This is a genomic window from Micromonospora sp. NPDC047740, assembly GCF_043204735.1.
Lineage (GTDB): Bacteria > Actinomycetota > Actinomycetes > Mycobacteriales > Micromonosporaceae > Micromonospora.
Map to the genome: position 1 here is coordinate 595,947 of NZ_JBIDCT010000001.1, position 24,300 is coordinate 620,246.

Here is a 24,300-nt window from a genome sequence, read left to right on the forward strand (position 1 = left end):
ACGGTATGACGAACATGATCCACTCGCCTGAGCCGGTTTGGGTGCGACGTCGGTCATCGCGGCTGGCGCGCGGCGCGCTGATCGCGGTCACCGCTCTCAGCGCACTGGCCGCCGCTGCCATCGCGCTCGCGCCGCCTTCGACCGCAGGCCCCACGACGGGCAGCGGCGCCTCCGCCGTCGTCGTGACAGACAGCGGCCCGATCAGGGGCGTGGTCACCGGCGGTTACCGGTCTTTCCAGGGGATTCCGTACGCGGCGGCGCCGGTCGGCGAGCTGCGTTGGGCCTCACCGCAGCCTCCCACGCCGTGGACGGAGGTGCGCGACGCCACGAATCCGGGCAACGCGTGCGCCCAGCCCGCCGGCATACCGATGGGCCGGCCGAGCACCACAGAGGACTGCCTGTTCCTGAACGTGACCACACCACGTGGCGGTGGCGCCCGGCTGCGGCCGGTGATGGTGTGGCTGCACGGCGGCAGCCTCACCTACGGAGCAGGCGACATCTACACCCCGACGGCTCTGGTGACCCGCGGCGATGTCGTCGTCGTGACCGTCAACTACCGGCTCGGCGCACTCGGTTTCCTCGCCCATCAGGCCTTCGACGCCGGCGCGGCCAGATCGGGCAACTTCGGCCTGGAGGACCAGCAGGCCGCCCTTCGCTGGGTGCGCCACAACGCCGCGGCCTTCGGTGGCGACCCGCGCAACGTGACCCTGTTCGGGCAGTCCGCTGGCAGCTTCAGCAGCTGCGCGCACCTGGCCTCACCGGCGTCGGCGGGACTGTTCGACAAGGTGATCATGCAGAGCGGGCCGTGCACCGCAGGGTGGACCCCGGCCACCACGTCATCGCCGCGACCGCGGGCGGTGGCACAGCAGGAAGGGCTGGCACTGGCAAGGTCGCTCGGCTGCTCAGACGTGGCCACCGCCGCGGCGTGCCTGCGGGCAACGCCGGTCGACGAGCTGCTGACGGCGACGGCGTCGCTACCCGACCTCGGACCCGTGCTGGGCGGCCCGATCCTGCCGACCGACCCGGCCGAGGCGCTGGCCACGGGCCGGTTCCACCGGGTACCCGTGATCCACGGCTACAACCGGGACGAGGAGCGGCTACGCGTGTGGGGCCTGGAGGTGTCCGGGGCGAGCTGCGGCCCGGGGGTGCCGACCCTGCCCGGCCGGCCGCAGGAGTGCCCGCTGACCGACACCCAGTACCTCGACCAGCTCCGTCAGGAGTGGCACCGCAATGCGGGAAAGGTCGCGGCCCGCTATCCGAGCGGCAGGTACCCGTCACCGAGGGAGGCTCTGGGCGCCGCGCTCACCGATGCCGTCTGGGTCCGGTCCACCCTGGACACCGCTGCCGCGTTGGCCCGTCATACCCCGACATACGTGTACGAGTTCGGCGACGGGCACGCGCCGTTCTTCGTCGGTGCGAACCCGCCCAGCTTTCCGCTCGGCGCCTTCCACACCGCGGAACTGCCGTACCTGTTCACCGTCGGCTACGCCCAGCCGCTGTCCGTCGCCCAGCAGGCGCTGGCCGAGCAGATGATCGCCTACTGGACGCGATTCGCGTACACCGGCGACCCGACGACTCCGGGCGCACCGATCTGGGCTCGGTATGACGGGCGGCATGTGCTGTCCCTGAGCCCGGATGCCGTCCGGCCCATCGACGCCAAAGGCACCCACCACTACGACTTCTGGCAGTCGCTGTACGGCTGAGGATCTGGAAGCGCGGGGTTGGCGCAGATCTCGCCGACCCCGCGCCACCCGCGCCCGCCAGCGGTTGCGCCAGGTCATTGCGCGCGACATCCACGGCGATTGCCCTGCTGCCGGGTGGAGACCTGTCTCCCGTCGATCAATCGGGGCGACGATCGTGACTGGCTCGATCAGTAGAGCAGGTAGGGCCGGCGCTGCCGGTCGAAGGCGGCCAGCTCGTCGGCCCACGCGCCCACCACGTCGTCCACGTCAGCACCCGCGTCGATCATCGTGCGCAGCCGGGGCGATCCGGTGAGCTTGTCGATCCAGTACGGCCGTTGTGCGTCCCACGCGTCCTGCCGCCAGGCGAAGGCCGGATACTTCCGCGCCTCGACCAGCAGCGCCACCCCGGTGCGAATCGGGTCGTAGGCGGCCCGGTCCACGACCTTCACCTCAACGCCGGCGCAGAGCTTGTTGAGCAGCGCCGGCTTCTGGCCGGCGGCCGTCGGCGAGAAGTACGCCTCCCGGAACTCGACTCCGGGCAGGTCACGAGCGTTGAGGCGGTCACTCCAGTGGTAGTCGAAGTCGGTGGCGAGCCCGCCGATCAGCTCGAACGGCCGGCAGGTGCCCCGGCCTTCGGTGATCGACGCGACGCCCTCGAAGAGGCAGGTGCCCGGGTAGACGAGCGCCGTGTCCGTGGTGGGCATGTTGGGGCTGGGCATGACCCAGGGCAGGTCGGTGTCGGCCGCCAGCATGCTCCGCTTCCAGTGCCGGCACTGCACCACGTGCAGGTCGACCTGCCGTCCCACCTCGGCGGGCAGGAACTCGGCGTTGAAGAAGCGGGCCAGTTCGCCGACGGTCATGCCGTGCTGCTGAACGATTTCCTTCAGCCCCACACCAGAGGTGTAGCTGGGGGTCATCATCGGGCCGTACGCCCGGCCGCCGATCGGGTTGGGCCGGTCGAGCACGACGTACCGCTTGCCGACGCGAGCCGCGGCGAGCATGGAGGTGTACATGGTCCAGATGTAGGTGTAGAAACGCGCGCCGACATCCTGGATGTCGAACACCACGGTGTCCATCCCGGACTGGGTGAACATGGCCTCCCACTTGGCCTGCGAGGCGCCGTACGCGTCATAGACAGTGATGCCGGTCCGCGCGTCGGTGCCGGTGCCCTCACTACCGCCTGCCTGGGCCGAGCCCCGAAAGCCGTGCTCCGGGCCGAACGCCGCGACCACGTCGACCTGGCCCGAGCCGTGCATCAGGTCGACGAGGTGACGGTAGGCGGAGTCGACGCCCGTCGGGTTGGAGATCACTCCCACCTGCTGCCCGCGCAGCTCCGCAAAGCCGGAGCGCACCAGCACGTCCAGGCCCGTCTCGATCCGGCGGATCCCCGGGTCGGCGCTGCCGGGTGCGCTGGCCAAGGTCCCGGCGAGGGCGCCACCGGCGACCGCCCCGGCTCCGGTGAGGAAGGTCCTGCGCTCCATAGGGTGCCTCCAAGCAGCTCAGTTCATCGAAACTTAGCTACAGCACCACGGTCAGTCAAGGAAGGATACCTACAATCCTGCGCCGCGGTGGTGTAGCCGGATGTGCACCCGCCACCAGCCGCAGCGGATCGACGACCTAACATGCGCGGCAATGATGTTCATGTTTCGCGCCCTGCGGCTACGCCGCGCCGCCCGCAGGCACTTCGGCTGGCAGAAGCTACGCCCGGCGCAGCTACGCGCGATGCGGGCGCTGCTGGCGGGCCGCGACGCGCTCGTCGTCCTGCCCACCGGCGGCGGAAAGTCGGCCATCTACCAAGTTCCGGCGACGCTGCTGCGCGGTCCCACCGTGGTGATCTCACCGCTGCTGGCGCTGCAACAGGACCAGATCGGCAACCTCAACGAGCGCGACGATCCGGCGTTGCGCGCGGTTCGAATCAGCTCCGCGGAGAGCCCCGGCAAACAGGCCGCCGCCCTGGCGGAGCTGCGCTCGGGTGCCGCGACCTTCCTGTTCATCACCCCGGAGCAGCTCAGCTCGCCGGAGCGGCTGGCCGAGGTCCGCGCGCTGCGTCCGGCACTGGTGGCGGTGGACGAGGCGCACTGCATCTCGTCGTGGGGGCACGACTTCCGCCCCGACTACCTGAGCATCGGCCACCTCATCCGCGAGCTGGGGCGACCGCCGGTCGTGGCGTTGACCGCCACCGCGTCGCCGCCGGTACGCGACGACATCACCGCGCGCCTCGGCATGCGCAAGCCGCGAGTTGTTCTCGGCGGGCTGGACCGGCCGAACCTTTTCGTGACCGCCACGCACTGCCCCAGCGAGGACTACCGCTGGCGCAGGCTTCTCGCCTTCCTCAAGGAGACCGACCCGCCGGGCATCGTGTACGTGCCGACCCGGCGCGCCGCCGAGGAACTCGCCGAGCGGCTCTCCGACGCGGGTTTCCCCGCCGAGGCGTACCACGGGGGGATGGCGGCGGGAGTGCGTCACCGCCGCCACGAGGACTTCCTCGCCGACCGGGTGCCGATCATGGTCGCCACGTCGGCGTTCGGTATGGGCATCGACAAGCAGAACATCCGTTGGGTGGCGCACGTGGCGCTGCCCGACTCACCCGACAGCTACCTGCAGGAGATCGGCCGGGCAGGGCGGGACGGCGAAGCAGCCCGGGCGCTGCTGCTCTACCGGCCACCTGAGGACGTCGCCCTGCAGCGCTTCTTCACCGGCGGCGCACCCGACCTGCCCGAGCTACGAGCGGTCGCAGCAGCCCTGCACGGCGGCCCGATGACGCGCACCGCGCTGGCGGCGGCAACCGGCCTGGGCGCCCGCAAGCTCGCCAGCCACCTCAGTCTGCTGGAGCAGGTCGGCGCGGTGGCGACCGGCCTCAGGGGACAGCTCACCGTCCCTCGGTACGCGCCCCTGCCCGATGAGGCGGCGCGGCAGGCGGTGGCCGAATACGCCCGCTATCAGGTCGGGCAGCGTTCCCGCACCGACATGATGCGCCGCTTCGCGGAGATTCCCGGCTGCCGGATGCAATCGCTGCTGGGCTACTTCGGGGAGCAGTTGAGCCTGCCCTGCGGGCATTGCGACAACTGTGCCGGCGGCACGTCCGAGGTGATCCCGGACGACGGCCCGTACCCGCTGCACAGCACGGTGCGGCACGCCAAGTGGGGACCCGGCGTGGTGCTCGGGTACGAGAAGGACCGCATGACCGTGCTCTTCGACGATGTCGGCTACAAGACTCTGTCGGTGTCGGTCGTGCAGACCCAGGGCCTGCTCGAGCTCGAGGTGAGCCGCCGCTGAGTCCACTGGCTGTTCGCCGCGGCGAACCGGGTTGACCGTTGGGTGGACCCGCCTCAGCGCGGCCTGACGGACGGCGCCAGAATCCCACGACGACCCCTCGCTCGGATGATCAACACAGTGGCTACCGCCGCCGATGCCCAAACGGTCAGCCGCACCGGCTGAGCCATCAAGCTCTCCGGCGGAGGCGGCAGTATCACCATCTGCAGAGCGGCGCCGGCCGGCGCCAGTAGGGCGGCGAGCGTCCCGGCCGGACCGGGTCGCCCGATCAACGCGCCGGCAACCCCGAGCGCAGGGCCGAGCACCACCCTGCTGATCAGCCAGTACCGGGTCGCCATGCCCCACCAGGGGTCGCCGTCGAAGAGCACGTCCATGCCGTAGTAAGCGGTGGTGGCGAACGCCAACGTGAGGCCCCCGGCTACCGCCCCACGCAGCAACCCCGCAACGGGTCGGGTGTGCCCGCTCACCAACCAGCCCACCAGCACCGCCGTCGCGGCCCACGCCCATCCGGCGTCGAGAACGAGACTCGCGAACTCTGCGGTCTGCGACCAGCCACCACGCTCGGCGCGCGCAGTGCCGACTTCGCCAAGCCAGATCGGCACATGGTTCACCACCGAGTCGACGGCACCCAACGCCATCCCGACGACCGGTCCAGCCGCCACCCACCACACGCGATCATGCCCCCGCACCATGGCAAGCATTGTGCGCGATGCCAGTCGATCAACCCGGCTGCCTGGTCGGCGGATCGGAGCCACGACGAGACCGCTCGGTCTTCCCCGGCGTGCGAGCGCTTGCCGCGGTGGTGCCCAGTTCAGGGCAACTACCGAGGACTATCGATGGCCAGTGGGGTGCGTGGGAACACCCGATTGACGGCGATGCGAGCGAGCCAACCGAGAGCGGCGGTGAAGAGCGGCGGCCACACGATCGGCCCGAAGGTGTAGGCGACCAGCACCACGAGCGGAATCCACACCCGGTGCACGGCCTGGTAGAGCAGCCCGGGCGCACGAAGGCCGGCGAGCCGCGCCAGGTCGGGCAGCGCGAAGAACGCCAGGGCAGCGGCTGTGGTCGCCAGGCCGTACTTGAGGCTTTCGAAGATTGCGAACGCGACGAGGAACACCGCGAGCGCCGCCCAGCCAACCCGTCTCGGTCCACTGCGGGCTCTGGGGAGGGACTGCGAAACCGGACGGCGAGTTCCCTCAGTAGTCACCTGCGAAGCGTAGCTTCGGAATTATCACTGGCCCCTTACGCCGGTACCGCGGTCCGGAGGATCGTCCACTGGCCTGCGGACACTCGGTAGCGTGGCGTCGGCCCAGTCGTCATGATCGGGTCCGTGCTTGCTGACCTGTGGCCCCAGTACGGCCTGACCATCTACACGCCACGACTCGAACTCCGCCTGCCCCATGAGGAGGAACTCGCGGCACTCGCTCGGCTGGCAGCCGACGGCGTGCACCGGGCCGACGAGCGTCCGTTCCTGACCCCGTGGACCGACGGCAGTCCCGAGGATCGGGCGCGGTTCGTGCTGCAGGGACATTGGGACCAGCTCGCCGGGTGGAGCGTGGCAGCGTGGCGCCTCGGGCTCGCCGTCTTTCACGACGGGAACCCGCTCGGCGTGGTCACCCTTCGAGCACGCGATTTCGTGGTTGTTCGGGAGGTCACCACGTCCTCGTGGCTGGGGATCGAACACCAGGGCAAGGGTTACGGAACCGAGGCTCGGGTCGGTCTGCTTACGCTGGCCTTCGATCACCTCGACGCACGTGCGGCGCTGACCGAGGTGTTCCAGGACAACCACGCCTCACAACGAGTGTCCCGCAAGCTCGGCTACGAGGCCGACGGCATCTCGGTCGACGCCCGCGGCGGCGAGGCCGTCGTGTCGGACCGCCTACGGCTCACCAGGCAGAGGTGGCTTCAGCAGGAGCGGCCCGAGGTAAGAGTTGACGGCATGGCAGCTTGTCGCCCCATGTTCGGCCTTTGATGGCATCCGCTCAGAGCCGCCGCCCGCGTGCTCGACGTCGGTCGGCCGGACGAAGGCCTGGATTGTCGGACGACCTGTCGGACAAGCACTGCCGCGAACGGCCGGCGGCGGCCCGTGCGAGCCGGGACCGGGGGAGCAGGGTTGGGATCGGCGCTGTCGCCGTCGCGGCGGTGCTCGCGCTGTCGGTAATCTGACCGATTCCCGTGGACCGGCAATCGGATTCCTAGTCGGATGTCGCCCCCCGGTGGGTGATGTCGTCCGTCCACTTGCCAGTCGGTACCACCTTCGATACACAATGGGCGGTGGGCTGAGCGCGCCGGGGCGACGACCAGAGTGATCCGCCGACACCGATGGAGGCATATCCATGGCGTTGACGCCGGCAGTTGGCAGTGGCTGCGGCGCGTCGTCAACCCCACCGCCACCAACCCAGTCCGAGCGGCCGGCCAATTCCGAGGTCGAGTGGGACAGCTTCGATTCCCACGCCTATCTTCGGCACAACTATTCGGCGCTGCGCGCCGATGACCGCGAAATTCTCTGCCGTACCAGAGATTTCTTTGCCGATGCGGAACTCTCCGACGTGCGCTGCGTGGATGTGGGGTCGGGGGCCAATCTCTACCCGGCGCTGTCGCTTCTGCCGTTCGCGCGTGTCATGGACCTGTGTGAATGGTCGGCGTCGAACGTGGGCTGGCTGCGCACGCAGATCGACGGCTACGACGAGCTGTGGGATCCGTACTGGCAGGTCTGCGCGGAGCACCCGACGTATTCCGCGCTGGCCGACCCGCGGGGCCGCCTGGCGCAGGTGGGCCGGGTACGGAAAACGAGCGTCTTCGACCTGCCGAGGCGCACCTGGGACGCGGGCACCATGTTCTTCGTGGCCTGCTCGATATCGGCCGACCGGGCGGAATTCCAGCACGCCGTGGGCCGATTTCTCAGTGCCCTGCAGCCCGGCTCGCCGTTCGCCGTGGCGTTCATGCTCGGCTCCCGCGGCTACCACGTCGGCCAACGCTGGTTCCCGGCCGTGGAACTGCAGCGCGTCGACGTGGTGGCGAGCATCGCCGCCGGCGCGTACGACCTGAACGTCCACGAGGTGCCGCCCACGCCGCCGCTGCGGGACGGGTACCTGAGCATGCTGCTGGCCACGGGTCGTACCCGCGGCTGAAGCAGTGCGGAGCTTCGGATGAGGTAGCGCGTGGGCCGCGGCGACCGTCACGCCGTCCGCAGCCAGCCGAGGGTCTTCATCGTGGAGATGTCGGTGGCCTTGAGGCCGGCGTCGGAGACGGTCCAGAGCGCTCCGTCGACCATCAGTGACCGACGGATCGGCATCAGATCCTCGGGGCGCCCCGTGCCCAGCGGGTGGTCGACCGTGCCGACCTCGGTGAATCCGCCGTCGCCGACCCGCAGCGCCAGCGCCACGTTGGTCGGCGGACCCGGCCTTCCGGCGGCACTCTGGCCGTTGGCCGTGCCAGGCCGCACGGCGCCTCCGTAGACGGTCAGTGGGACCACGACCAGGCGTTCGGGCGGCCAGTAGAGGAACGCGTGCGGGTCGAACTCCGCCTCGGAGTTCCCCTGCTTGACGTGGTACTGGGCGGTTCGGGTCGGCTTGGCCGGATCGGAGACGTCGAAGAGTGACAGCTGGGTGCCCTGGACCCGGCCCTGGTCCGTCGCCTCCTGCCCGACGCCGAGGAGTTGCCCTTCGCCGGCCGGGTGCAGGTACGCCGAATACCCGTTAATCTTCAGTTCGCCGCTCACCTTCGGCGCTGTCGGATCCCGCAGGTCGACGGTGTAGAGCGGGTCGGTCTGCCGGAAGGTGACGACGTACCCGGCGTCGCCGACGAACCTCACCGCGTGGATACGTTCGCCCTTGCCCAGTCCGGTGACCTTGCCGACCTGGGTCAACGTCGTGCCGTCCGTGCGCAGGACGTACACGCTGGAGGTCGAGTCTGGCTTGTCGCCCCAGGTGCGGCCGTTGGTGGTGGCCACCCGCAGGTGCCCGTCCCACTCCGACATGGCGTACTGGTTGATCAGCCAGCCTGGCACGGTCGCGGCGGCGAGGTACCGCGGGGCGCCCTCGCCCGAGGTGTCGAACTGGTAGATCTCGGTGGTCTCGTCCTTGGGATCGGGGGCGGTGTTCCGCCTGGTCAGCATCGGCAGCACGCGCCAGCGCTGATCGTTGGCGACGTACAGCCGCTGCTCGTTGCTGTAGACGGTGTCGCCATCGGCCAGCACGGTGACCGGGTCGCCGGCGCCGAGCGTGGCCGCACCCAGGTCGAAGCTGAGCACGGTCACCAGCGACGTGCCGGAGTAGCTGGCCGGCCGGCTCACCCGATCGCAGCCGACCCGCCCGGTGCTGGTCCGCCCGCCGGCGGTGATCTCGTACCGGGGCAGCCAGTCGTCGGCGGTGGCGTTGTCGATGGTCTCTCGGTTGGCGGCGGTGCGCTGCGCGTCGGTGACCTTTTCGCGGTACGGGAAGGCCAGCCGAGGCGCGGAGCGGACCACGACACGAACCGTCGTGCCCACCTGGCGGGCGTCCACCAGGCTCCCGTCGATCCGGTATTCGCCGATGATCTTCGGCGCGCCGGAGAGGTCAACCATGATCAGCCGTGGGCCGACGAGGTCCTCCGACGTCGGGACGGGACGCCCGTCCGCTGGCGCCGTGCGGCCGCCCGCAGCGGCGGCGGGTTTCGCCGTCCAGGCCCACCCCTCGCGGAGCAGTACCAGCGCCCGGTCGCCCTGGAGCAGCAGGCTGTCCTCGGCGCCACCGAACCCGTCGGCGCCGGGCACCAGTTCCAGTTCGCCGGTCAGCCGGCGGGCGGCCGGATCGATCACGTACAGCTTGCCCCGGTTGACGGTGACGATCCGCTTGCCGTCGGTCTTGACCAGGTCCGGCTCGTCGACTCCGGCCTCGTGGGTGTTGGTGCCCGAGTAGCCGGGGGCGCCAGCCCCGGGCGCCGGGTTCGCCTGCTTCGCTGTGGCGGGCGCCCCGGCCCGTTCCGCACCGTTCGCGGCACGCAGGTCCCCGTTCGGGCCGAACCCCCAGGGCCCGACGTACGCCTTGGCAGCTGTCTTGAGCTGCCGCAGCGCCTCCGCGCAGGAGTCGAAGGCAACGAGCCGGAAACCGCCGGCCGGCACTGCCCGGTCACGTGGTGGCGCGGCGGCCGGTTCCGCCGTGCAGCCGGCGACCAGGGACAGGCTGACGACCAGGATCGCTCGCATGGCCCGGGCTTGAGCCATGCCTCGGAGGACGCCGGTGGCGGCGGTTCGATGGGGGACGTGGACGCTGCTACCCGTCATGTGGCCTATGACGTGTCCGCCCCGGGCCGGGTTCCTAGCGAACCGCCCGCGCGTGGAGGTTTACCCGATCGATGACGCCGGGGAGCCTCGACTCACCGTCGGGCCGCGCGGGACTTGAGGTCGATCAGGGCGGCTCGGCTAGGGGCGGCCCGGCTGAGCTCGACGGCCATGCGTCAGCCCCGTGACCTTCAGGGCGCCCGTCTGACCAAGGCCGCCCCTCGATGTCCACTCCGACGGCTCGGCGTTCGGTCGGTGGTTCGGGGCGGCGCCGGTGGGTCCTGCGCCGCCCCGAGCCGAGGCGGGACTGTTTTCCGTTTAGCGTGTGGCGAGGAATTCGTTGATGGCGATGGTGACCTGCTGGCCGGTGGTGTGGCTGCGCACGATCGACATCACGTGGTCGTGTAGGTCGGTGGTGCCGGTGCGGTCGTAGGTGTCGGAGATGACCAGGTCGAGCCAGGGTCGTTTGATCGGTTCCGGTTTGCCTTGGATGGGTGTGGCGAAGAAGTCGGCGAGGGCGTCGGCGAGGCGGCGTTTCGCTGTGGCGAGTTGCTGTGGCAGGTCGCCCTGCCGGTCGGTGGGTATCTGTTCCAGGGTCGCGGTGGCGTCGGTGAGATCGGTGACGGCGGCGTCGAGTTGTGCGGGGGTGGTGAGTTCGGTTGCGGCGATGCGGTTGAGCAGGTCGCGGGTGTGGACGAGGTGTTTCACGACGGTCAGTCGTTGGTTCAGGGCGGTGACCTGGGTGGCGTCGGTGACCTTGGCGATGGCCGTTTCGGCGGTCGTGATCGTGTCCGCCGACGGGTTGGTCTCGGCGGCGGCGACCGCGTCCTGCGCCGCCTTCAGCAACTGGGCCGCGACCCCCGGGTCGTCGGCGAAGATCCGCCACTCGGTGATCGCCACCGCGGAGTAGGTGGTGCCGTTGCCGTTGGCCTGGACCGTGGCCCGTACCCGGGGCGTGGTGACGGGGTCGAAGGTGACGGTGTTGAACGCGGTGGTGCTGGTGCCGTAGGCGGCAGCGCCGGTCACGTCGCGCCAGGCGGAGGCCGCCTCGTCCCAGTATTGCAGCACCCACCCGTCGGGCTGGGCCACCCCGTCGCCGGTGCCGCGGTTGGAGTCCCGCCAGAACTTCAGCTCCGTGCCGACGAGCCGTACCGGGCGAGACCAGTCGTACTGGACCCACTGGGTGGCCGGGCGGGTGCCGGACCAGGTGCCCCAGATCTGCGCCTGGCTCGGGCTGGGCGGATCGGCGTTGTCATTGAGCGCGGTGAGGCTGTTCCAGCTCGCGGTGTAGGAGGCGGACGGGGTCGCGATCGGTCCGATGTTGTCGGTGAGCGGCCCGTACAGGTCCGCCGGGATGGTGACCGTCTTGGCGGTCTCCAGGTTCCCGGCCAGGTCGATCGCGCGGAACGACACGGTGTGCTTGTTCGCGTCGGGTGCCGCGATCGCGTCGCTGTAGGTGGTCCACGCCCCGGTGTCGATGGCGTACTCGATGCGGGCGACTCCGGAGGTCGTGTCCCTCGCGGTCACCGTGACCCCTCGGGTGGTGCCGTCCACGGTGGCGGCGCTGACCGGTGCTGTCGCGTCGATGCGTACGGCGAGGCTCGCGGGTGCCGATGCGTTGCCCGCCCGGTCGGTCGCGGTCGCCGTGACGGTGTGCTGCCCGTCCCCGGAGACGTTGACGTCCACGTGCCGTACGTCGGTGGCGACCACCGGCTGGCCGGCGTTCACCCGCGACTCGATGGTGAGCCGGCCGCCGCGGTCGTCGACACCGGCGACACGCACCCGCACGGCGGACCGGAACCAGCCGGCGGCGCCGGCGCTGCCGCTGGGCGTGAGCGTCACGGTCGGCGGGGTCACATCGCCCTCGGTGTCGTCGGGTGAAATGACGTTGACCTGCGCGGAGACCCGGCCGCCGGCGTAGCCGAGCACGGTGCCCTGGATCGTGACCGTGCCCGGCTTGGTGACCTGCTCCGGCGTGAGTGGGTCCCAGAAGACCGGAATCTGCAGCGTTTCGTCGCCGAACGCCACGGGGAGGGTGTCGGGCAGCTCGACCTCACCCACTTCGACCGTCATGGACGGCGCGGTGACGGATGCCGGCTGCGCGGCGAGGATCTTCCACTCCTCGACCGCCACCGCCGAGTAGGTGCTGCCGTTGGTCGACGCGTCGAACAGCGCGCGGACCTGGGTGGTGGTCACCGGGTCGAACGTGGTGTTCTGGAAGCCCTGCGTGCCGGTTGGGTAACCGCTCGGGTTCGGCACGTCCGTCCATTGGCCGGTGGCGAGGTTCCAGTACTGGATGCGCCAGCGGGCAGGCGCGGCGACGCCGACGCCGGTGCCCTGCGGCTGGTCGTTCCAGAAGTCGATCTGCGAACCGGAGATCCGCATCGGCTGGTTCCACGTGTACTGCACCCACTGCTGGGGCGGGTTGTTGCCGGTCCAGGTGCCCCACATGTCCGGGGGCAGGGGGTTCGACCGGACGATCTCGTCGTTGAGCGCCTTGACCCAGTACTGCGTGGGCACCGGCTCGTTGGAGACGGTCACCTTCGCCTCCTGGGCGATGTTCGCCCGGGGCGTGAGGTCGCGTCCCTTGACCGGGGTCGGCGTGACCGTCTTCATCCGTGGCGGGGTCTGGGTGTCGTCCCACTCGACCCGGTCGAGCGCCACGGAACGGCGGAAGTGCCCGCCGCCTACGGCGTCGGCGGTGTGGTACGCGATGTACCACTGGCCGTTGAACTCCAGGATGCCCGGGTGGCTCGTGGTCGATGACACCGGCGGGAGCACCGTGCCCCGGTAGGTCCACGGTCCGGTGGGCGACGACGCGGTCGCGTAGGCGATGCAGGCGTGGTAGTTCGCCGGGGTGCACGACGAGGTCGGGCCGGCGTTGTTCCCGGCGTACGCCAGGTAGTAGGTGCTGTTGCGCTTGAAGATCCAAGGTGCCTCGAAGTAGCCGGTCAGGCCGGTGATGGTGCGCTGGGTGCCGACGGGCGTTTTCATGTCCTGCTGGTACTCGAGCATCCGCAGCTGGCCGAACGTGCCCCAGTAGACGTACACCCGCTGGTTGGGGGCTTCGCCGTCGATGAGGATCGTCGGGTCGATGTTCTGGATGGTGTTCGTCGTGGGCACCCGCTGGGAGATCAGCGGTCCGCCCACGTAGTCGCTCCACGGCCCGGTCGGCGTGTCGGAGACGGCCAACCCGATGGCGAACTTGTCCGACGCCGTGCTGTTCCGCTCGGAGACCGGAACGTACCAGTAGTAGCGGCCGTCCACGCCCTGGATCATCTGGCCCGCGTACGCGCGTCCTGGCGTCGCCCAGGCGAAGACCGTCTCCGGGCGCATCAGCGACGGGTAGTGGGTCCACTGCCCCGACGCGACGTCGGTGGTCCGGAACGCGCCCCACTCGTTCATGATGAAGTCGTTGGTGGACGGCCCGGCCTGATCGCGGCCGGTGTAGATGTAGAGCTGGTCCCGGCCGCTGTCGTTGCCGGGGGCGCCGGCCGGCACGACGACCGGCGCCGGGTCGGCCGAGTAGTAGCTGCCGTCGCCGAGGATGGGATTGCGGGTGTTGGTGAAGGTGTACGAGTCGGCGGCGTAGGCGGGTGCGGCGACCCCGACCAGGCCGCCGGCGACGAGCCCGGCGACCGCCACCGCGGCGGCCGCCCGACGGAACCGCCGCAACGGCCGGCGGGTTGGTGGCGCGGCACCGCGCCCCAGCATGGTGTTCACGGTTCGGATCTCCTCACTGTTGGTGTGGGGGAGCGGTGTCGGCGCCGATGGGGCTAGGGCCGCCGGACCGAGCGGACGAATCGTGGCGTCAGGAGCGCACCCCACTCGCCGGTCGCTCGGCGGCCCGGATCGCAAAGGGTTTCGGAGGGGCCTGTCACGCCGGCTCCTAGCCCACGATCAAGGGAGGCGCCGATGTTAGCGCTAACATTCGAGGCCCCGCCGATGGAAGTTATGGATCTTCACGTGCTCTCCCTGGAGCTGGTAAGACCGGCGGACCAGCGCGCCGACGCCGTGAGTAGCGCGTCGGGACGCGGGTCGCGGTCGCTTCCTTGGCGCGTGGGGTGGCTGACTTTGCGGTGTAATGTTCAGCGCGACCGACGCTGGCGGAGGTCGCCGGGCTGTGCTCGTGCCGAAACATTGACGAAAAGGTTTAAGGAATGTACTGCCGCCCGGAAGTGGCCGTCAAGGCACCTTCGGCGGTCCGTCATGGTGCGGCGCGCAGGTGCCGATCGCGCGGAGGGAGCGTGAGATGACCACTGAGCGCGAGGCCCTCGCCAACCGCGCGCCGACGCTGACCGATGTCGCCAAGCTCGCCGGGGTGTCGGTCGCCACCGCGTCCAAGGCGATCAACGGGCGAGGCGAGGTGAAGGCGGCCACGAGGGCGCGTGTGCTGGAGGCCGCGGAGGTGCTGTCCTTCGCGCCGAACGCCCTCGCCCGTGGACTGCTCAGTGGTCGGACCGGCACCGTCGGACTGCTGACCAGCGACCTGGAGGGTCGCTTCTCGATTCCCATTCTGATGGGAGCGGAGGACGCCTTCGGCGCGGGGCAGGTCTCGGTCTTCCTGTGTGACGCGCGCGGCGACGCGATCCGGGAGCTGCACCACGTCCGGGCGCTGCTGTCTCGGCGCGTGGACGGCCTGATCGTGGTGGGATCCCGCACCGATCCCCGCCCCCCGCTGACCGGCAACATCCCGGTCCCGGTCGTCTACGTCTACGCCCCCTCCGCGAACCCGGACGACATCTCGATCACCGTCGACAACGTGGGTGGTGGGCGGCTCGCCGTCGACCACCTGCTGTCCTGCGGCCGGCGCAACATCGCCCAGATCACGGGTGAAGCCAGCTTCCAGGCGGCCCGGGACCGTGCCGAGGGCGCCGTCGCGGCGCTCGCCGCCGCCGGCCTGGCCCTGGTCGGCGACCGGCCGTACTTCGGGTCGTGGGATGAGTCCTGGGGGCGCGCCGCGGCACGCCTGGTCGTCGGGCAGCACCCCGAGGTCGACGCGATATTCTGCGGCAGCGATCAGATCGCGCGCGGTGTCCTGGACACCCTGCGCGACCTCGGTCGCGACGTGCCGGGCAGCATCTCGGTGATCGGCTTTGACAACTGGGAAGCCATCGCCGCGCACTCCCGCCCCCGCCTGACCAGCATCGACATGAATCTCCAACGCCTCGGTGCGGTCGCCGGCCAGCGGCTCTTCGCGGCCATCGACGGCGTCGCCATGGCCAGCTCGGAGGAATTCCCCGGCCGCGTCGTGTTGCGCGAGTCGACCGTGCCCTTCGGCTGAGGCGCACGGGCGGGTCGGGCGCGACGCCGCCGTGCGGGCACCGGAGCGGGGTTGCGGAGTGTCACTGGACGAGGCAACATTTCGGTCCTCCGCCAAAATGTTACCGTTAACGTTCCGCGTCGGGGAGGGGTTCCATGGCCGACTCGACCATGAAGGTGGCCAGGCTGCACGGGCCGGGTGAGGTCCGGCTGCATGATGAGGTCCTGCCGGGCGTGGTGGGGGTCGACGACTCGTTGGTCAAGTTGACCGCTGCGTCCGATCGAGCTGGCCACCCGCGGGAAGGCTTCCCTGGCGCCGCTCGGAAATCGAGGATGATGAGCCTCAAATGGTGAAGGAACCATCAGAAGTGAATGCGCCGAGGGGCCGCCGGTTGCCGGTCATGGGGGACGTCGCGCGCCTGGCAGGCGTGTCGCACATGACCGTGTCCCGCGTCCTCAACGAGCCCGAGTCGGTGCGCCCGAAGACCCGCGAGCGGGTTCTGCTGGCCATCGAGCAGCTCGGCTACCGACGCAACAGCGCCGCGCGGAGCCTGGTCACCCGGCGTTCGCAGACGCTCGGCGTCGTCTGCTTCGACACCACGCTCTATGGTCCGGCTTCGATGCTCAACGGCATCGAGCATGCCGCCGAGGACGCGGGATACGCGGTGAGCGTGGCGAGCCTGCGCCGGCCCACTGCTGAGGCGGCGACCCAGGCCGTCCAGCGTCTCGTGGGCCAGTCGGTGGACGGGCTCGTCCTGATCGCTCCGCAGGCTGCCGAGGCGATGGCGTTCGTCCGCGCGTTGCCGACTGACGTTCCGGTCGTGGCGGTGGAGAACGCGTTGCCGAACGTCACCAGTGTCTCGGTCGACCAGGTCCTGGGTGCCCGCATGCTCACCGAGCACCTGCTGTCCCTGGGCCATGAGACCGTTCACCACGTGCGGGGGCCGTCGGACTGGAGCGAGGCGAACGGGCGTGTCGACGGCTGGTTGGCCGCGCTCGAGGAGAACGGGCGAACGGTGCCGCGAGAGCTCGTTGGCGACTGGAGCGCCAAGTCCGGGTACGTTGCCGGCCAGAAGTTGGCCCGGGATCGTCGGGCCACCGCGGTGTTCGCGGCCAACGACTCGATGGCCCTGGGCGTGCTGCGGGGGCTGCACGAGGCAGGGGTGCGGGTGCCGGAGGACGTCAGCGTGGTGGGGTTTGACGACATCCCCGAAGCCGCGTTCATGACGCCGCCGCTGACCACGGTCAGCCAGCCGTTCCGGGATGTCGGGCGGCGCAGCATCGAGATCCTGTTGAGCGAGATCGAGGGGGGCGAGGAGCCTGGGGCTTCGTCGCTCATCCCACCTGAGCTCGTGGTTCGCAACAGCACGTCGCACCGTCGCCGGTAGGGCGCCCTCGACGACCGCGCGCAACCTGCTCGAAACAATCTCTTCTTCGAGTCTTGACGCCGCCGAAGTTAACGCTAACATCTCGGGTGACTCCGCTCACACGCCTACGCCGCGATTGCGCACGTACCTGGTTGGAGGAACCCGATGTTGCCGCGCTCCGTTATCGCTCACGCCTCCGGGTACGTGGTGGGTGTCGACTTTGGCACGTTGTCCGGCCGGGCAGTGGTGGTCCGCGTCCGCGACGGCGCGGTGGTCGGCTCCGCGGTCCACGAGTACGCGCACGGCGTCATGGACGAGTTCCTGGCTGCCAGCGGTGAGCGGCTGCCGCCCGACTGGGCGCTCCAGGTCCCCGCGGACTACCTCGACGTGCTGCGCCACGCGGTGCCCGAGGCGGTCAACGCAGCCGGCATCGCCGCCGACGAGGTCATCGGCATCGGCACCGACTTCACGTCCTGCACCGTGCTGCCCACCCTCGCGGACGGCACACCGCTGTGCGAGCTGCCCGAGCTGACGGGCCGGCCGCACGCGTACGTCAAGCTCTGGAAGCACCACGCGGCCCAGCGCCACGCCGACCGGATCAACCAGTTGGCCCACGAGCGCGGTGAGCCCTGGATCAGTCGCTACGGCGGTCGGATCTCCTCGGAGTGGGAGTTCGCCAAGGGCCTTCAGCTCCTCGCGGAGGACCCCGAGGTCTATGCCCGGACCGACCGCTGGGTCGAGGCCGCCGACTGGATCGTCTGGCAGCTGACCGGCACCTACGTCCGCAACGCCTGCGCGACCGGCTACAAGGCGATCTACCAGGACGGCCGCTACCCCGCCGAGGACTTCCTCGCGGCGCTGCACCCGGGCTTCACCGACTTCGTCAGCCGCAAGCTCGCCGGCCCGATCGCGGCGCTCGGCACCCGAGCCGGCAGCCTGACGCCCGCGGCCGCGGCGCTGACCGGTCTCCCGGCGGGAATCGCCGTCTGCACCGGCAACGTCGACGCCCACGTGACCGCGCCCGCGGCCGGGGCCGTCGAGCCCGGCCAGCTCGTCGCCATCATGGGCACCTCGACCTGCCACGTGGTCAGTGCCGAGGTGCTGACCGAGGTGCCCGGCATCTGCGGGGTGGTCCATGGCGGAATCGTCGCGGGGCTCTGGGGGTACGAGGCCGGCCAGAGCGGCGTCGGGGACATCTTCGCCTGGTTCACCGAGCGGAACACCCCTCCGGCTTACGTCGACGAGGCACGCGCCCGAGGCATCTCGGTGCACGACCTGCTCACCGAGAAGGCAGCCCTGCAACCGGTCGGCGCGCACGGCCTGGTCGCGCTCGACTGGCACAGCGGGAACCGGTCCGTCCTGGTCGACCATGAACTCTCCGGTCTCGTCGTCGGGCTGACCCTGGCGACCCGGCCCGAGGACATCTACCGGGCGCTGCTGGAGGCGACCGCGTTCGGCACCCGCGCCATCGTCGACGCCCTGCGCGCGGGACGCGTGCCGGTCACCGAACTCGTCGTCGCGGGAGGCCTGGTCAAGAACCGGTTCCTGATGCAGCTCTACAGCGATGTGACCAGGCTGCCCATCAGCATCGTGGGTTCCGTGCACGCACCCGCGGTCGGCTCGGCGATCCACGCCGCGGTCGCCGCCGGCGCGTACCCGAGCGTGCCGGACGCGGCGGCGGCCATGGGCCGGCGCGACGTCGCGGTCTACCAGCCGGACGAGAAGCGCGCCGCGGCCTACGACGCGCTCTACGCGCAGTACCTGAGGCTGCATGACTACTTCGGCCGCGGCGGCAACGACGTGATGCACGAGCTGCGCCGGATCCGGCGGGAGGCGGAGACCCGATGACGATGTACGAGACGACGCTCACCGAAGCGGTGCGAACGATCCGGGAGGCGGTTGCGGCGCTTCATGCGCAGCTGACCGCGTACCGCCTCGTGGCCTGGACGGCGGGCAACGTGTCCGGCCGGGTGCCGGGTCGCGATCTGATGGTCATCAAGCCGAGCGGGGTGGACTACGCCGACCTGACGGCGGACTCGATCGTCGTCTGCGACCTGGACGGCAACCTGGTCGAGGGTGACCTCAACCCGTCGAGCGACACCGCGGCCCACGCGTACGTCTACCGGCACCGGCCCGACGTCGGCGGTGTCGTCCACACCCACTCGACGTACGCCTCGGCGTGGGCAGCTCGCGGCGAGCCCATCCCGTGCGTGCTCACCGCGATGGCCGACGAGTTCGGCGGCGAGATCCCGGTCGGACCGTTCGCCATGATCGGCGATGACTCCATCGGCCGGGGCATTGTGGAGACGCTCTCCGGGCACCGATCGCCCGCCGTGCTCATGCGCAACCACGGCGTGTTCACGATCGGGTCGACGCCCCGCGACGCGGTGAAGGCGGCGGTCATGTGCGAGGACGTCGCGCGGACCGTCCACCTCGCACGGCAGCTCGGCACACCGCGGGCGATCGATCCGGTCGACGTGGACCGGCTCTACGCGCGCTACCAGAACGTGTACGGCCAGCCCGGCCGGTCCGATGGAACGGAGTGACACTCGTGCCGACAGTAGATGAACCCGGTGAGATCTGGTTCCTGACGGGAAGCCAGGCACTGTACGGCGAGAGCGTGCTCGAACAGGTCGCGGCGCAGTCCCGCGAGGTGTGCCAGGCGCTCGCCGGCGGCCTGCGCGTTAACGCTCGCCTGGTGTGGAAGCCCGTGCTGACGACCGCCGACGCGATCCGCCGCACCTGCCTGGACGCCACAGCCGACGATGCCGTGGTCGGCGTCATCGCCTGGATGCACACGTTCTCACCGGCGAAGGCCTGGATCGCCGGCCTGTCCGCGCTGGGCAAGCCGCTGCTGCACCTGCACACCCAGGCCAACCGGTCGCTGCCGTGGGCCGAGCTGGACATGGACTTCATGAACCTCAACCAGGCCGCACACGGCGACCGCGAGTTTGGGTACGTGCAGTCGCGGCTGGGGGTGGCCCGCAAGACCGTCGCGGGCTATGCCGGCGATCCGGGCGTCGCGGACCGGGTCAGCGCGTGGGCCCGCGCGGCGACCGGCTGGCGGGCGGCTCGGTCGCTGCGGATGGCCCGCTTCGGCGACAACATGCGCGACGTCGCCGTCACCGAAGGCGACAAGGTCGGGGCGCAGGCGACCCTGGGTGTCTCGGTCAACGCCTACGGGGTGAACGCGCTCGTCGCGGCCGTCGACGAGGCGGGTGACGCTGACGTCGACAAGCTCGTCGTCGAGTACGAGGAGCGCTACGACGTGGCACTTGAGCTGCGTCGCGGCGGCGAGCGGCACGAGTCCCTGCGCTACGGCGCCCGGATCGAACTCGGCCTCCGCCAGTTCCTCGAGGCCGGTGGCTTTGACGCCTTCACGACGAACTTCGAGGACCTTGGCGGTCTGCGGCAACTCCCCGGTCTCGCCGTGCAGCGCCTGATGGCCGACGGCTACGGGTTCGGCGGTGAGGGGGACTGGAAGACGGCGGCGCTGCTGCGCATCCTGAAGGTGGTGGCCGGAGACGAGCCCGGCGGCACCTCGTTCATGGAGGACTACACGTACCACTGGGGGCCGGGCGAGCCGAAGATCCTGGGCGCGCACATGCTTGAGGTCTGCCCGAGCATCGCCGACGGCCGGCCGAGCCTGCAGATCCACCCGTTGTCGATCGGAGATCGCGAGGACCCGGTTCGCCTGGTCTTCACCGCCGCGCCCGGCCCCGGTCTCGTGGTCGGCCTGGCCGATCTGGGTGGCCGGCTCCGACTGACCGCCAACGAGATCGACCTGGTGGAGCCGGATGAGCCGCTGCCGCGGCTGCCGGTCGCCCGTGCGGTATGGAAACCACACCCCGATCTCGCCACGTCGGCCGAGTGCTGGCTGCTCGCGGGGGGTCCGCACCACACCGTGCTCAGCACCGCGGTCGGCCGGGAAGCCCTTGCCGATTTCGCCGACATGGCCGGTGTCGAGCTGCTCATGATCGACGCCGCGACCGACCCCCGGTCGTTCGCCGATCGAATCCGCTGGAACAGCACGTACCACCGCCTGGCCCAGCGACCGTAATCCCGCCTGCCGGCCGGCCGGGCGGACCGGGCCCGTGGGATCTCCGACGCCAACGGAGTCCTGCGGGCGTGCGGACCGACGCACCACACGTAGAAATTTCCAGCCTCGCCGGGACCGCGGCGCGGATCGAACGATGAGCCTAGGAGAAGGATATGAGACGAACCTCGCGCGGGCGAGTTGGCCTGCGCTCGCTGGCAGGAGTCCTCGTGGCGGCGCTGGCCCTCGGCGCGGCCGCGTGCGGCAAGGACGACTCGAAGGGGTCGGCAGCGGTGCAGGCCGGGCCCGATGGCACCGATGACGGCAGTGAGCTGACCCTCTGGACCCGCGCACCGCTGGAGAAGCAGGCGAAGCTCCTCGTCGAGGCGTACAACTCCAGCCACAAGAACAAGGTCAAGCTGACCGTCGTCCCGAACGACGACTACGTGGCGAAGGTGGGTGCGGCGGCCGGCTCGGGCGGGCTTCCCGACCTGTTCGCCGCGGACATCGTCTACGTGCCGAACTGGGTGCAGCAGGGGCTGTTCAAGGACCTCAGCTCGAACATCAACGGCCTCGGCTTCAAGGACTCCATCAACAAGGGGCACCTCGCGGCCGGCACGCGCGAGGGCAAGTCGTACGTGCTGCCCTTCGTGCTGGACCTGTCGATGATGTTCTGGAACAAGCAGCTGTTCAAGGACGCCGGCCTGGACCCGGAGAAGGCCCCGGCGACGCTGGAGGAGTACGCCGCCGCCGCCAAGGCGATCCAGGCGTTGAAGAAGGATGGCGTCTACGGCACGGCAACCGGTCTGAACTGCGGCGGGTGCCTGGTCTTCACCTGGTTCCCCACCATCTGGGCCAGCGGCGGTGAGGTGCTCAGCGAGGACGGCGCCAAGTCCAAGCTCGCGGACGACACCGCCCAGAAGGTCTACAGCACCTGGCGGGACCTGTGGAAGTCCGGTGCCGTGCTCCCGTCGTCGAAGGACGAGGCGGGCCCGACCTGGACGGCCGGGTTCACCCAGGGCAAGGTGGGCCTGATGTTCTACCCGGCGACGCTGCTCTCCTCGACGCCGTTCGATGTCGGGGTCGCCGGCATCCCCGGCCCGAACGGTGGCGCCTCCACCTTCGTCGGTGGCGACGGCATCGGTGTCTCCAAAGACTCGAAGAAGGCCGCGCAGGCCTGGAACTTCCTGAACTGGATGATGTCCGAGGAGGCCCAGGTCGAGGTCCTGGCCAAGAACAAGGACGTGGTGTCGCGCTCCGACCTGGCGAACAACAAGTACGCCGCCCAGGACCCGCGGCTGGTCACCATCAACGAGGTGGCCGGCAAGGGTGACACGCCGGTCGCGTTGAACTTCCAGCAGGCGTTCAACGCGCCGAACAGCCCGTGGCTGACCCTCGTGCGCAACCAGGTGCTGGGTGAGGGCGGCAATCTCCAGAAGGACAACGACGAGATCTCTGCCGTGCTAGGGCAGTAGCCGTTCGCCGTGGGCGTGTGCCGGGCCGCCGGTCCGGCACACCCTCGCGGCACGACACCGACCCGGCACGCGGCAGCTGCCCGCCGGCCAATGAACGAGAGGTTTCCATGAGAGTCAACGCACCTCCATCCGGTGCGGCGATTCGACGCGTCGCCCGTCGCAGCAGCCGTCGAGCCCTGCTCGGCTGGCTCTACGCCACACCGACCGCGGTCTTCGTGGCGGCGCTGTTCGCTGTTCCGCTGCTGCTTGTGATCCGGATGTCGGCGTCGAGATGGCCGCTGCTGGCCGGCGACCAGGGAATCAACTTCCCCGACAACTTCGTGAAGGCGGTGAACCACCGGTTCTTCACCTCATCGGTGGTGTTCACCATCAAGTACACGGTGCTCGCGACCGTGTTGCTGCTGCTGCTCGGGCTGGGCCTAGCCCTGCTCGTGCAGGAGTCGAGCCGATGGAACAACCTGGTCCGCGCCTCGTTCCTGGTGCCCAGCGCGCTCGGGCTGGCCTCCGCATCGCTGCTGTTCTACGTGCTCTACTCGCCGTACGCCAGCCCGGTGGCACCCCTGATGGAGCGCTGGGGCTTCACCTTCCTCGGTTCACCGAACGCGGCGCTCTTCTCCACGATCTTCCTCATCGTCTGGCGCTACGCCGGCTTCTACATGGTGCTCATGCTCGTCGGCTTGCAGGGCATCTCGGCGGACGTGTACGAAGCTGCGCGGATGGACGGCGCCAGCCGTTGGCAGACGTTCTGGAAGGTCACCCTGCCGCTGCTGCGTCCGACACTGGCGCTGACCACCGTGCTCTGCGTGACCGGCTCCCTGCTCGCCTTCGAGCAGTTCTACATCCTCACCAAGGGCGGCCCGGACAACAGCACGATCTCCGTGGTTCAGCTCATCTACTCGGTGGCGTTCCAGGGCCAGAACGACCTCGGGGTGGCGGCGGCCCTCTCCATCATCGCGCTGGTGGCCCTGGTCATCATCAACGCGCTGCAGATGCGCGCCTTCCGGTCCGAGGAGAGCTGACGCGATGCCCACCGGTTCCCCGTCCACCGCCACCGCGATCAGCGAACGGCCGTCGACGCCTACGACGGCCCCGGCCGCACCAGGCAGTTCGGGTGGTACCACCACCCTCGCCGGCGTCGCACTGCGGACGCCCTACTGGGTACTGACCGGGGCGTTGGCCCTGATCTTCCTGTTTCCGCTCGTCTGGACGGCCGTCGCCTCCGTCGCGCCGCAGGCCGGCACGAACCAGACGCACGGCTGGGGGTTCGGCAACTACGAGACGTTGACCAACTACCAGGCCGGCATCTGGCGCTACCTCGCGAACTCGGCGTTCGTGTCCGCGCTGACGGTCGCCCTGACCCTGCTGATCTCCCTGCTCGGCGGGTACGCGTTCGCGCGGTTCCGGTTCCCCGGCAAGAACGTGCTGTTCCTGATCACGCTGGCCATCCTCATGGTCCCGTACGCGACGTTGCTCATCCCGCTGTACGTGCTGCTCAACGAGGTGGGACTGCAGAACTCCCTGGTCGGCGTGGCCCTCGTGCTCACGGTGTTCCAGCTGCCGTTCTCCACCTTCCTGATGCGCATCTCTTTCGAGGCGGTGCCGCGGGAGCTCGACGAGGCCGCACTGGTCGACGGATGCTCGTCCTTCGGCGCGCTCTGGCGCGTACTCGTGCCCGCGGTGAAGCCGGGCATGATCACTGTCGCGCTCTTCGCGTTCCTCGCCGCGTGGAACGACTTCATGGCGCCGCTGATCCTCATCAACGACTCCGAGCGGATGACCCTGCCCCTCGCCGTGTCCAACCTTCGTGGCCAGGTCCAGGGCGTCGTCGACTACGGCGCGACCGAGGCGGGCGTGGTCGTCCTCGCGCTTCCGTGCATGGTCCTGTTCCTGCTGCTTCAACGACACTACGTGCGCGGCTTCATGTCCGGCGCCCTGAAAGGATGAC

18 protein-coding genes are annotated in these 24,300 nt (G+C 69.9%); 13 read left to right on the plus strand and 5 right to left on the minus strand.

Annotated features, from left to right (window positions below; translation table 11 throughout):
* Positions 1-41 precede the first annotated feature (41 nt).
* Positions 42-1,703: a carboxylesterase/lipase family protein gene (locus tag ACGF4F_RS02625; RefSeq protein WP_393074150.1), complete on the plus strand. Its 1,662-nt coding sequence runs from the start codon at positions 42-44 to the stop codon at positions 1,701-1,703.
* A 167-nt stretch (positions 1,704-1,870) separates the two neighbouring features.
* Here the strand turns inward: ACGF4F_RS02625 and ACGF4F_RS02630 are convergent, their stop codons facing one another.
* Complete coding sequence (locus ACGF4F_RS02630) at positions 1,871-3,163, minus strand: exo-beta-N-acetylmuramidase NamZ domain-containing protein (RefSeq protein WP_393074153.1); 1,293 nt, start codon at positions 3,161-3,163, stop codon at positions 1,871-1,873.
* A 151-nt stretch (positions 3,164-3,314) separates the two neighbouring features.
* Here ACGF4F_RS02630 and ACGF4F_RS02635 point away from each other — a divergent pair, with 151 nt between their 5' ends.
* On the plus strand, positions 3,315-4,958 hold the full coding sequence (locus tag ACGF4F_RS02635) for a RecQ family ATP-dependent DNA helicase (protein ID WP_393074156.1): 1,644 nt from the start codon (positions 3,315-3,317) through the stop codon (positions 4,956-4,958).
* A gap of 53 nt (positions 4,959-5,011) precedes the next feature.
* Here ACGF4F_RS02635 and ACGF4F_RS02640 read toward each other — a convergent pair whose 3' ends face one another.
* Positions 5,012-5,647: a hypothetical protein gene (locus tag ACGF4F_RS02640; protein WP_393074159.1), complete on the minus strand. Its 636-nt coding sequence runs from the start codon at positions 5,645-5,647 to the stop codon at positions 5,012-5,014.
* A 128-nt stretch (positions 5,648-5,775) separates the two neighbouring features.
* Positions 5,776-6,072 (minus strand): hypothetical protein, encoded by a 297-nt coding sequence (locus ACGF4F_RS02645; RefSeq protein ID WP_393074162.1) that lies wholly within the window; start codon positions 6,070-6,072, stop codon positions 5,776-5,778.
* A 201-nt stretch (positions 6,073-6,273) separates the two neighbouring features.
* Between ACGF4F_RS02645 and ACGF4F_RS02650 the strand changes: the two genes are divergently transcribed.
* On the plus strand, positions 6,274-6,927 hold the full coding sequence (locus ACGF4F_RS02650) for a GNAT family N-acetyltransferase (RefSeq protein WP_393074165.1): 654 nt from the start codon (positions 6,274-6,276) through the stop codon (positions 6,925-6,927).
* A 364-nt stretch (positions 6,928-7,291) separates the two neighbouring features.
* Positions 7,292-8,086: an SCO2525 family SAM-dependent methyltransferase gene (locus ACGF4F_RS02655; protein ID WP_357442858.1), complete on the plus strand. Its 795-nt coding sequence runs from the start codon at positions 7,292-7,294 to the stop codon at positions 8,084-8,086.
* 47 nt (positions 8,087-8,133) lie between these two features.
* On the opposite strand, the gene ACGF4F_RS02660 is transcribed toward ACGF4F_RS02655, so the two are convergent.
* Both ACGF4F_RS02660 and ACGF4F_RS02665 read right to left on the minus strand, forming a co-directional pair.
* Complete coding sequence (locus tag ACGF4F_RS02660) at positions 8,134-10,140, minus strand: beta-propeller domain-containing protein (RefSeq protein WP_393074169.1); 2,007 nt, start codon at positions 10,138-10,140, stop codon at positions 8,134-8,136.
* Between the two features lie 393 nt (positions 10,141-10,533).
* Positions 10,534-13,929: a family 43 glycosylhydrolase gene (locus ACGF4F_RS02665; RefSeq protein WP_393074778.1), complete on the minus strand. Its 3,396-nt coding sequence runs from the start codon at positions 13,927-13,929 to the stop codon at positions 10,534-10,536.
* A 538-nt stretch (positions 13,930-14,467) separates the two neighbouring features.
* Between ACGF4F_RS02665 and ACGF4F_RS02670 the strand changes: the two genes are divergently transcribed.
* From ACGF4F_RS02670 to ACGF4F_RS02710, 9 genes are all read left to right on the plus strand, one after another.
* Positions 14,468-15,499 (plus strand): LacI family DNA-binding transcriptional regulator, encoded by a 1,032-nt coding sequence (locus ACGF4F_RS02670; RefSeq protein WP_393074172.1) that lies wholly within the window; start codon positions 14,468-14,470, stop codon positions 15,497-15,499.
* A 134-nt stretch (positions 15,500-15,633) separates the two neighbouring features.
* Positions 15,634-15,831, plus strand: a complete 198-nt coding sequence (locus tag ACGF4F_RS02675; RefSeq protein WP_357442866.1) for a hypothetical protein — start codon at positions 15,634-15,636, stop codon at positions 15,829-15,831.
* Positions 15,825-16,865 carry a LacI family DNA-binding transcriptional regulator gene (locus ACGF4F_RS02680; protein WP_357442869.1) on the plus strand — a complete coding sequence of 347 codons (1,041 nt, stop codon included), beginning with the start codon at positions 15,825-15,827 and terminating at the stop codon, positions 16,863-16,865. Before ACGF4F_RS02675 ends, ACGF4F_RS02680 begins: the two co-directional genes overlap by 7 nt.
* A 144-nt stretch (positions 16,866-17,009) precedes the next feature.
* Positions 17,010-18,692, plus strand: a complete 1,683-nt coding sequence (araB, locus tag ACGF4F_RS02685; protein WP_393074177.1) for a ribulokinase — start codon at positions 17,010-17,012, stop codon at positions 18,690-18,692.
* Positions 18,689-19,390, plus strand: a complete 702-nt coding sequence (locus ACGF4F_RS02690) for an L-ribulose-5-phosphate 4-epimerase (RefSeq protein WP_357442875.1) — start codon at positions 18,689-18,691, stop codon at positions 19,388-19,390. The genes araB and ACGF4F_RS02690 overlap by 4 nt, the downstream gene beginning before the upstream one ends.
* A 5-nt stretch (positions 19,391-19,395) precedes the next feature.
* Entirely contained in the window at positions 19,396-20,904 is a 1,509-nt protein-coding gene (gene araA, locus ACGF4F_RS02695; protein ID WP_357442878.1) for an L-arabinose isomerase, read from the plus strand.
* Positions 20,905-21,056: 152 nt separating this feature from the next.
* On the plus strand, positions 21,057-22,355 hold the full coding sequence (locus ACGF4F_RS02700) for a sugar ABC transporter substrate-binding protein (RefSeq protein WP_357442881.1): 1,299 nt from the start codon (positions 21,057-21,059) through the stop codon (positions 22,353-22,355).
* A 107-nt stretch (positions 22,356-22,462) separates the two neighbouring features.
* The gene (locus ACGF4F_RS02705; RefSeq protein ID WP_357442883.1) at positions 22,463-23,374 is read left to right on the plus strand and encodes a sugar ABC transporter permease; all 912 of its coding nucleotides are present in this window, start codon (positions 22,463-22,465) and stop codon (positions 23,372-23,374) included.
* A 4-nt stretch (positions 23,375-23,378) separates the two neighbouring features.
* Positions 23,379-24,299 (plus strand): carbohydrate ABC transporter permease, encoded by a 921-nt coding sequence (locus tag ACGF4F_RS02710; RefSeq protein WP_393074183.1) that lies wholly within the window; start codon positions 23,379-23,381, stop codon positions 24,297-24,299.
* Position 24,300 lies beyond the last annotated feature (1 nt).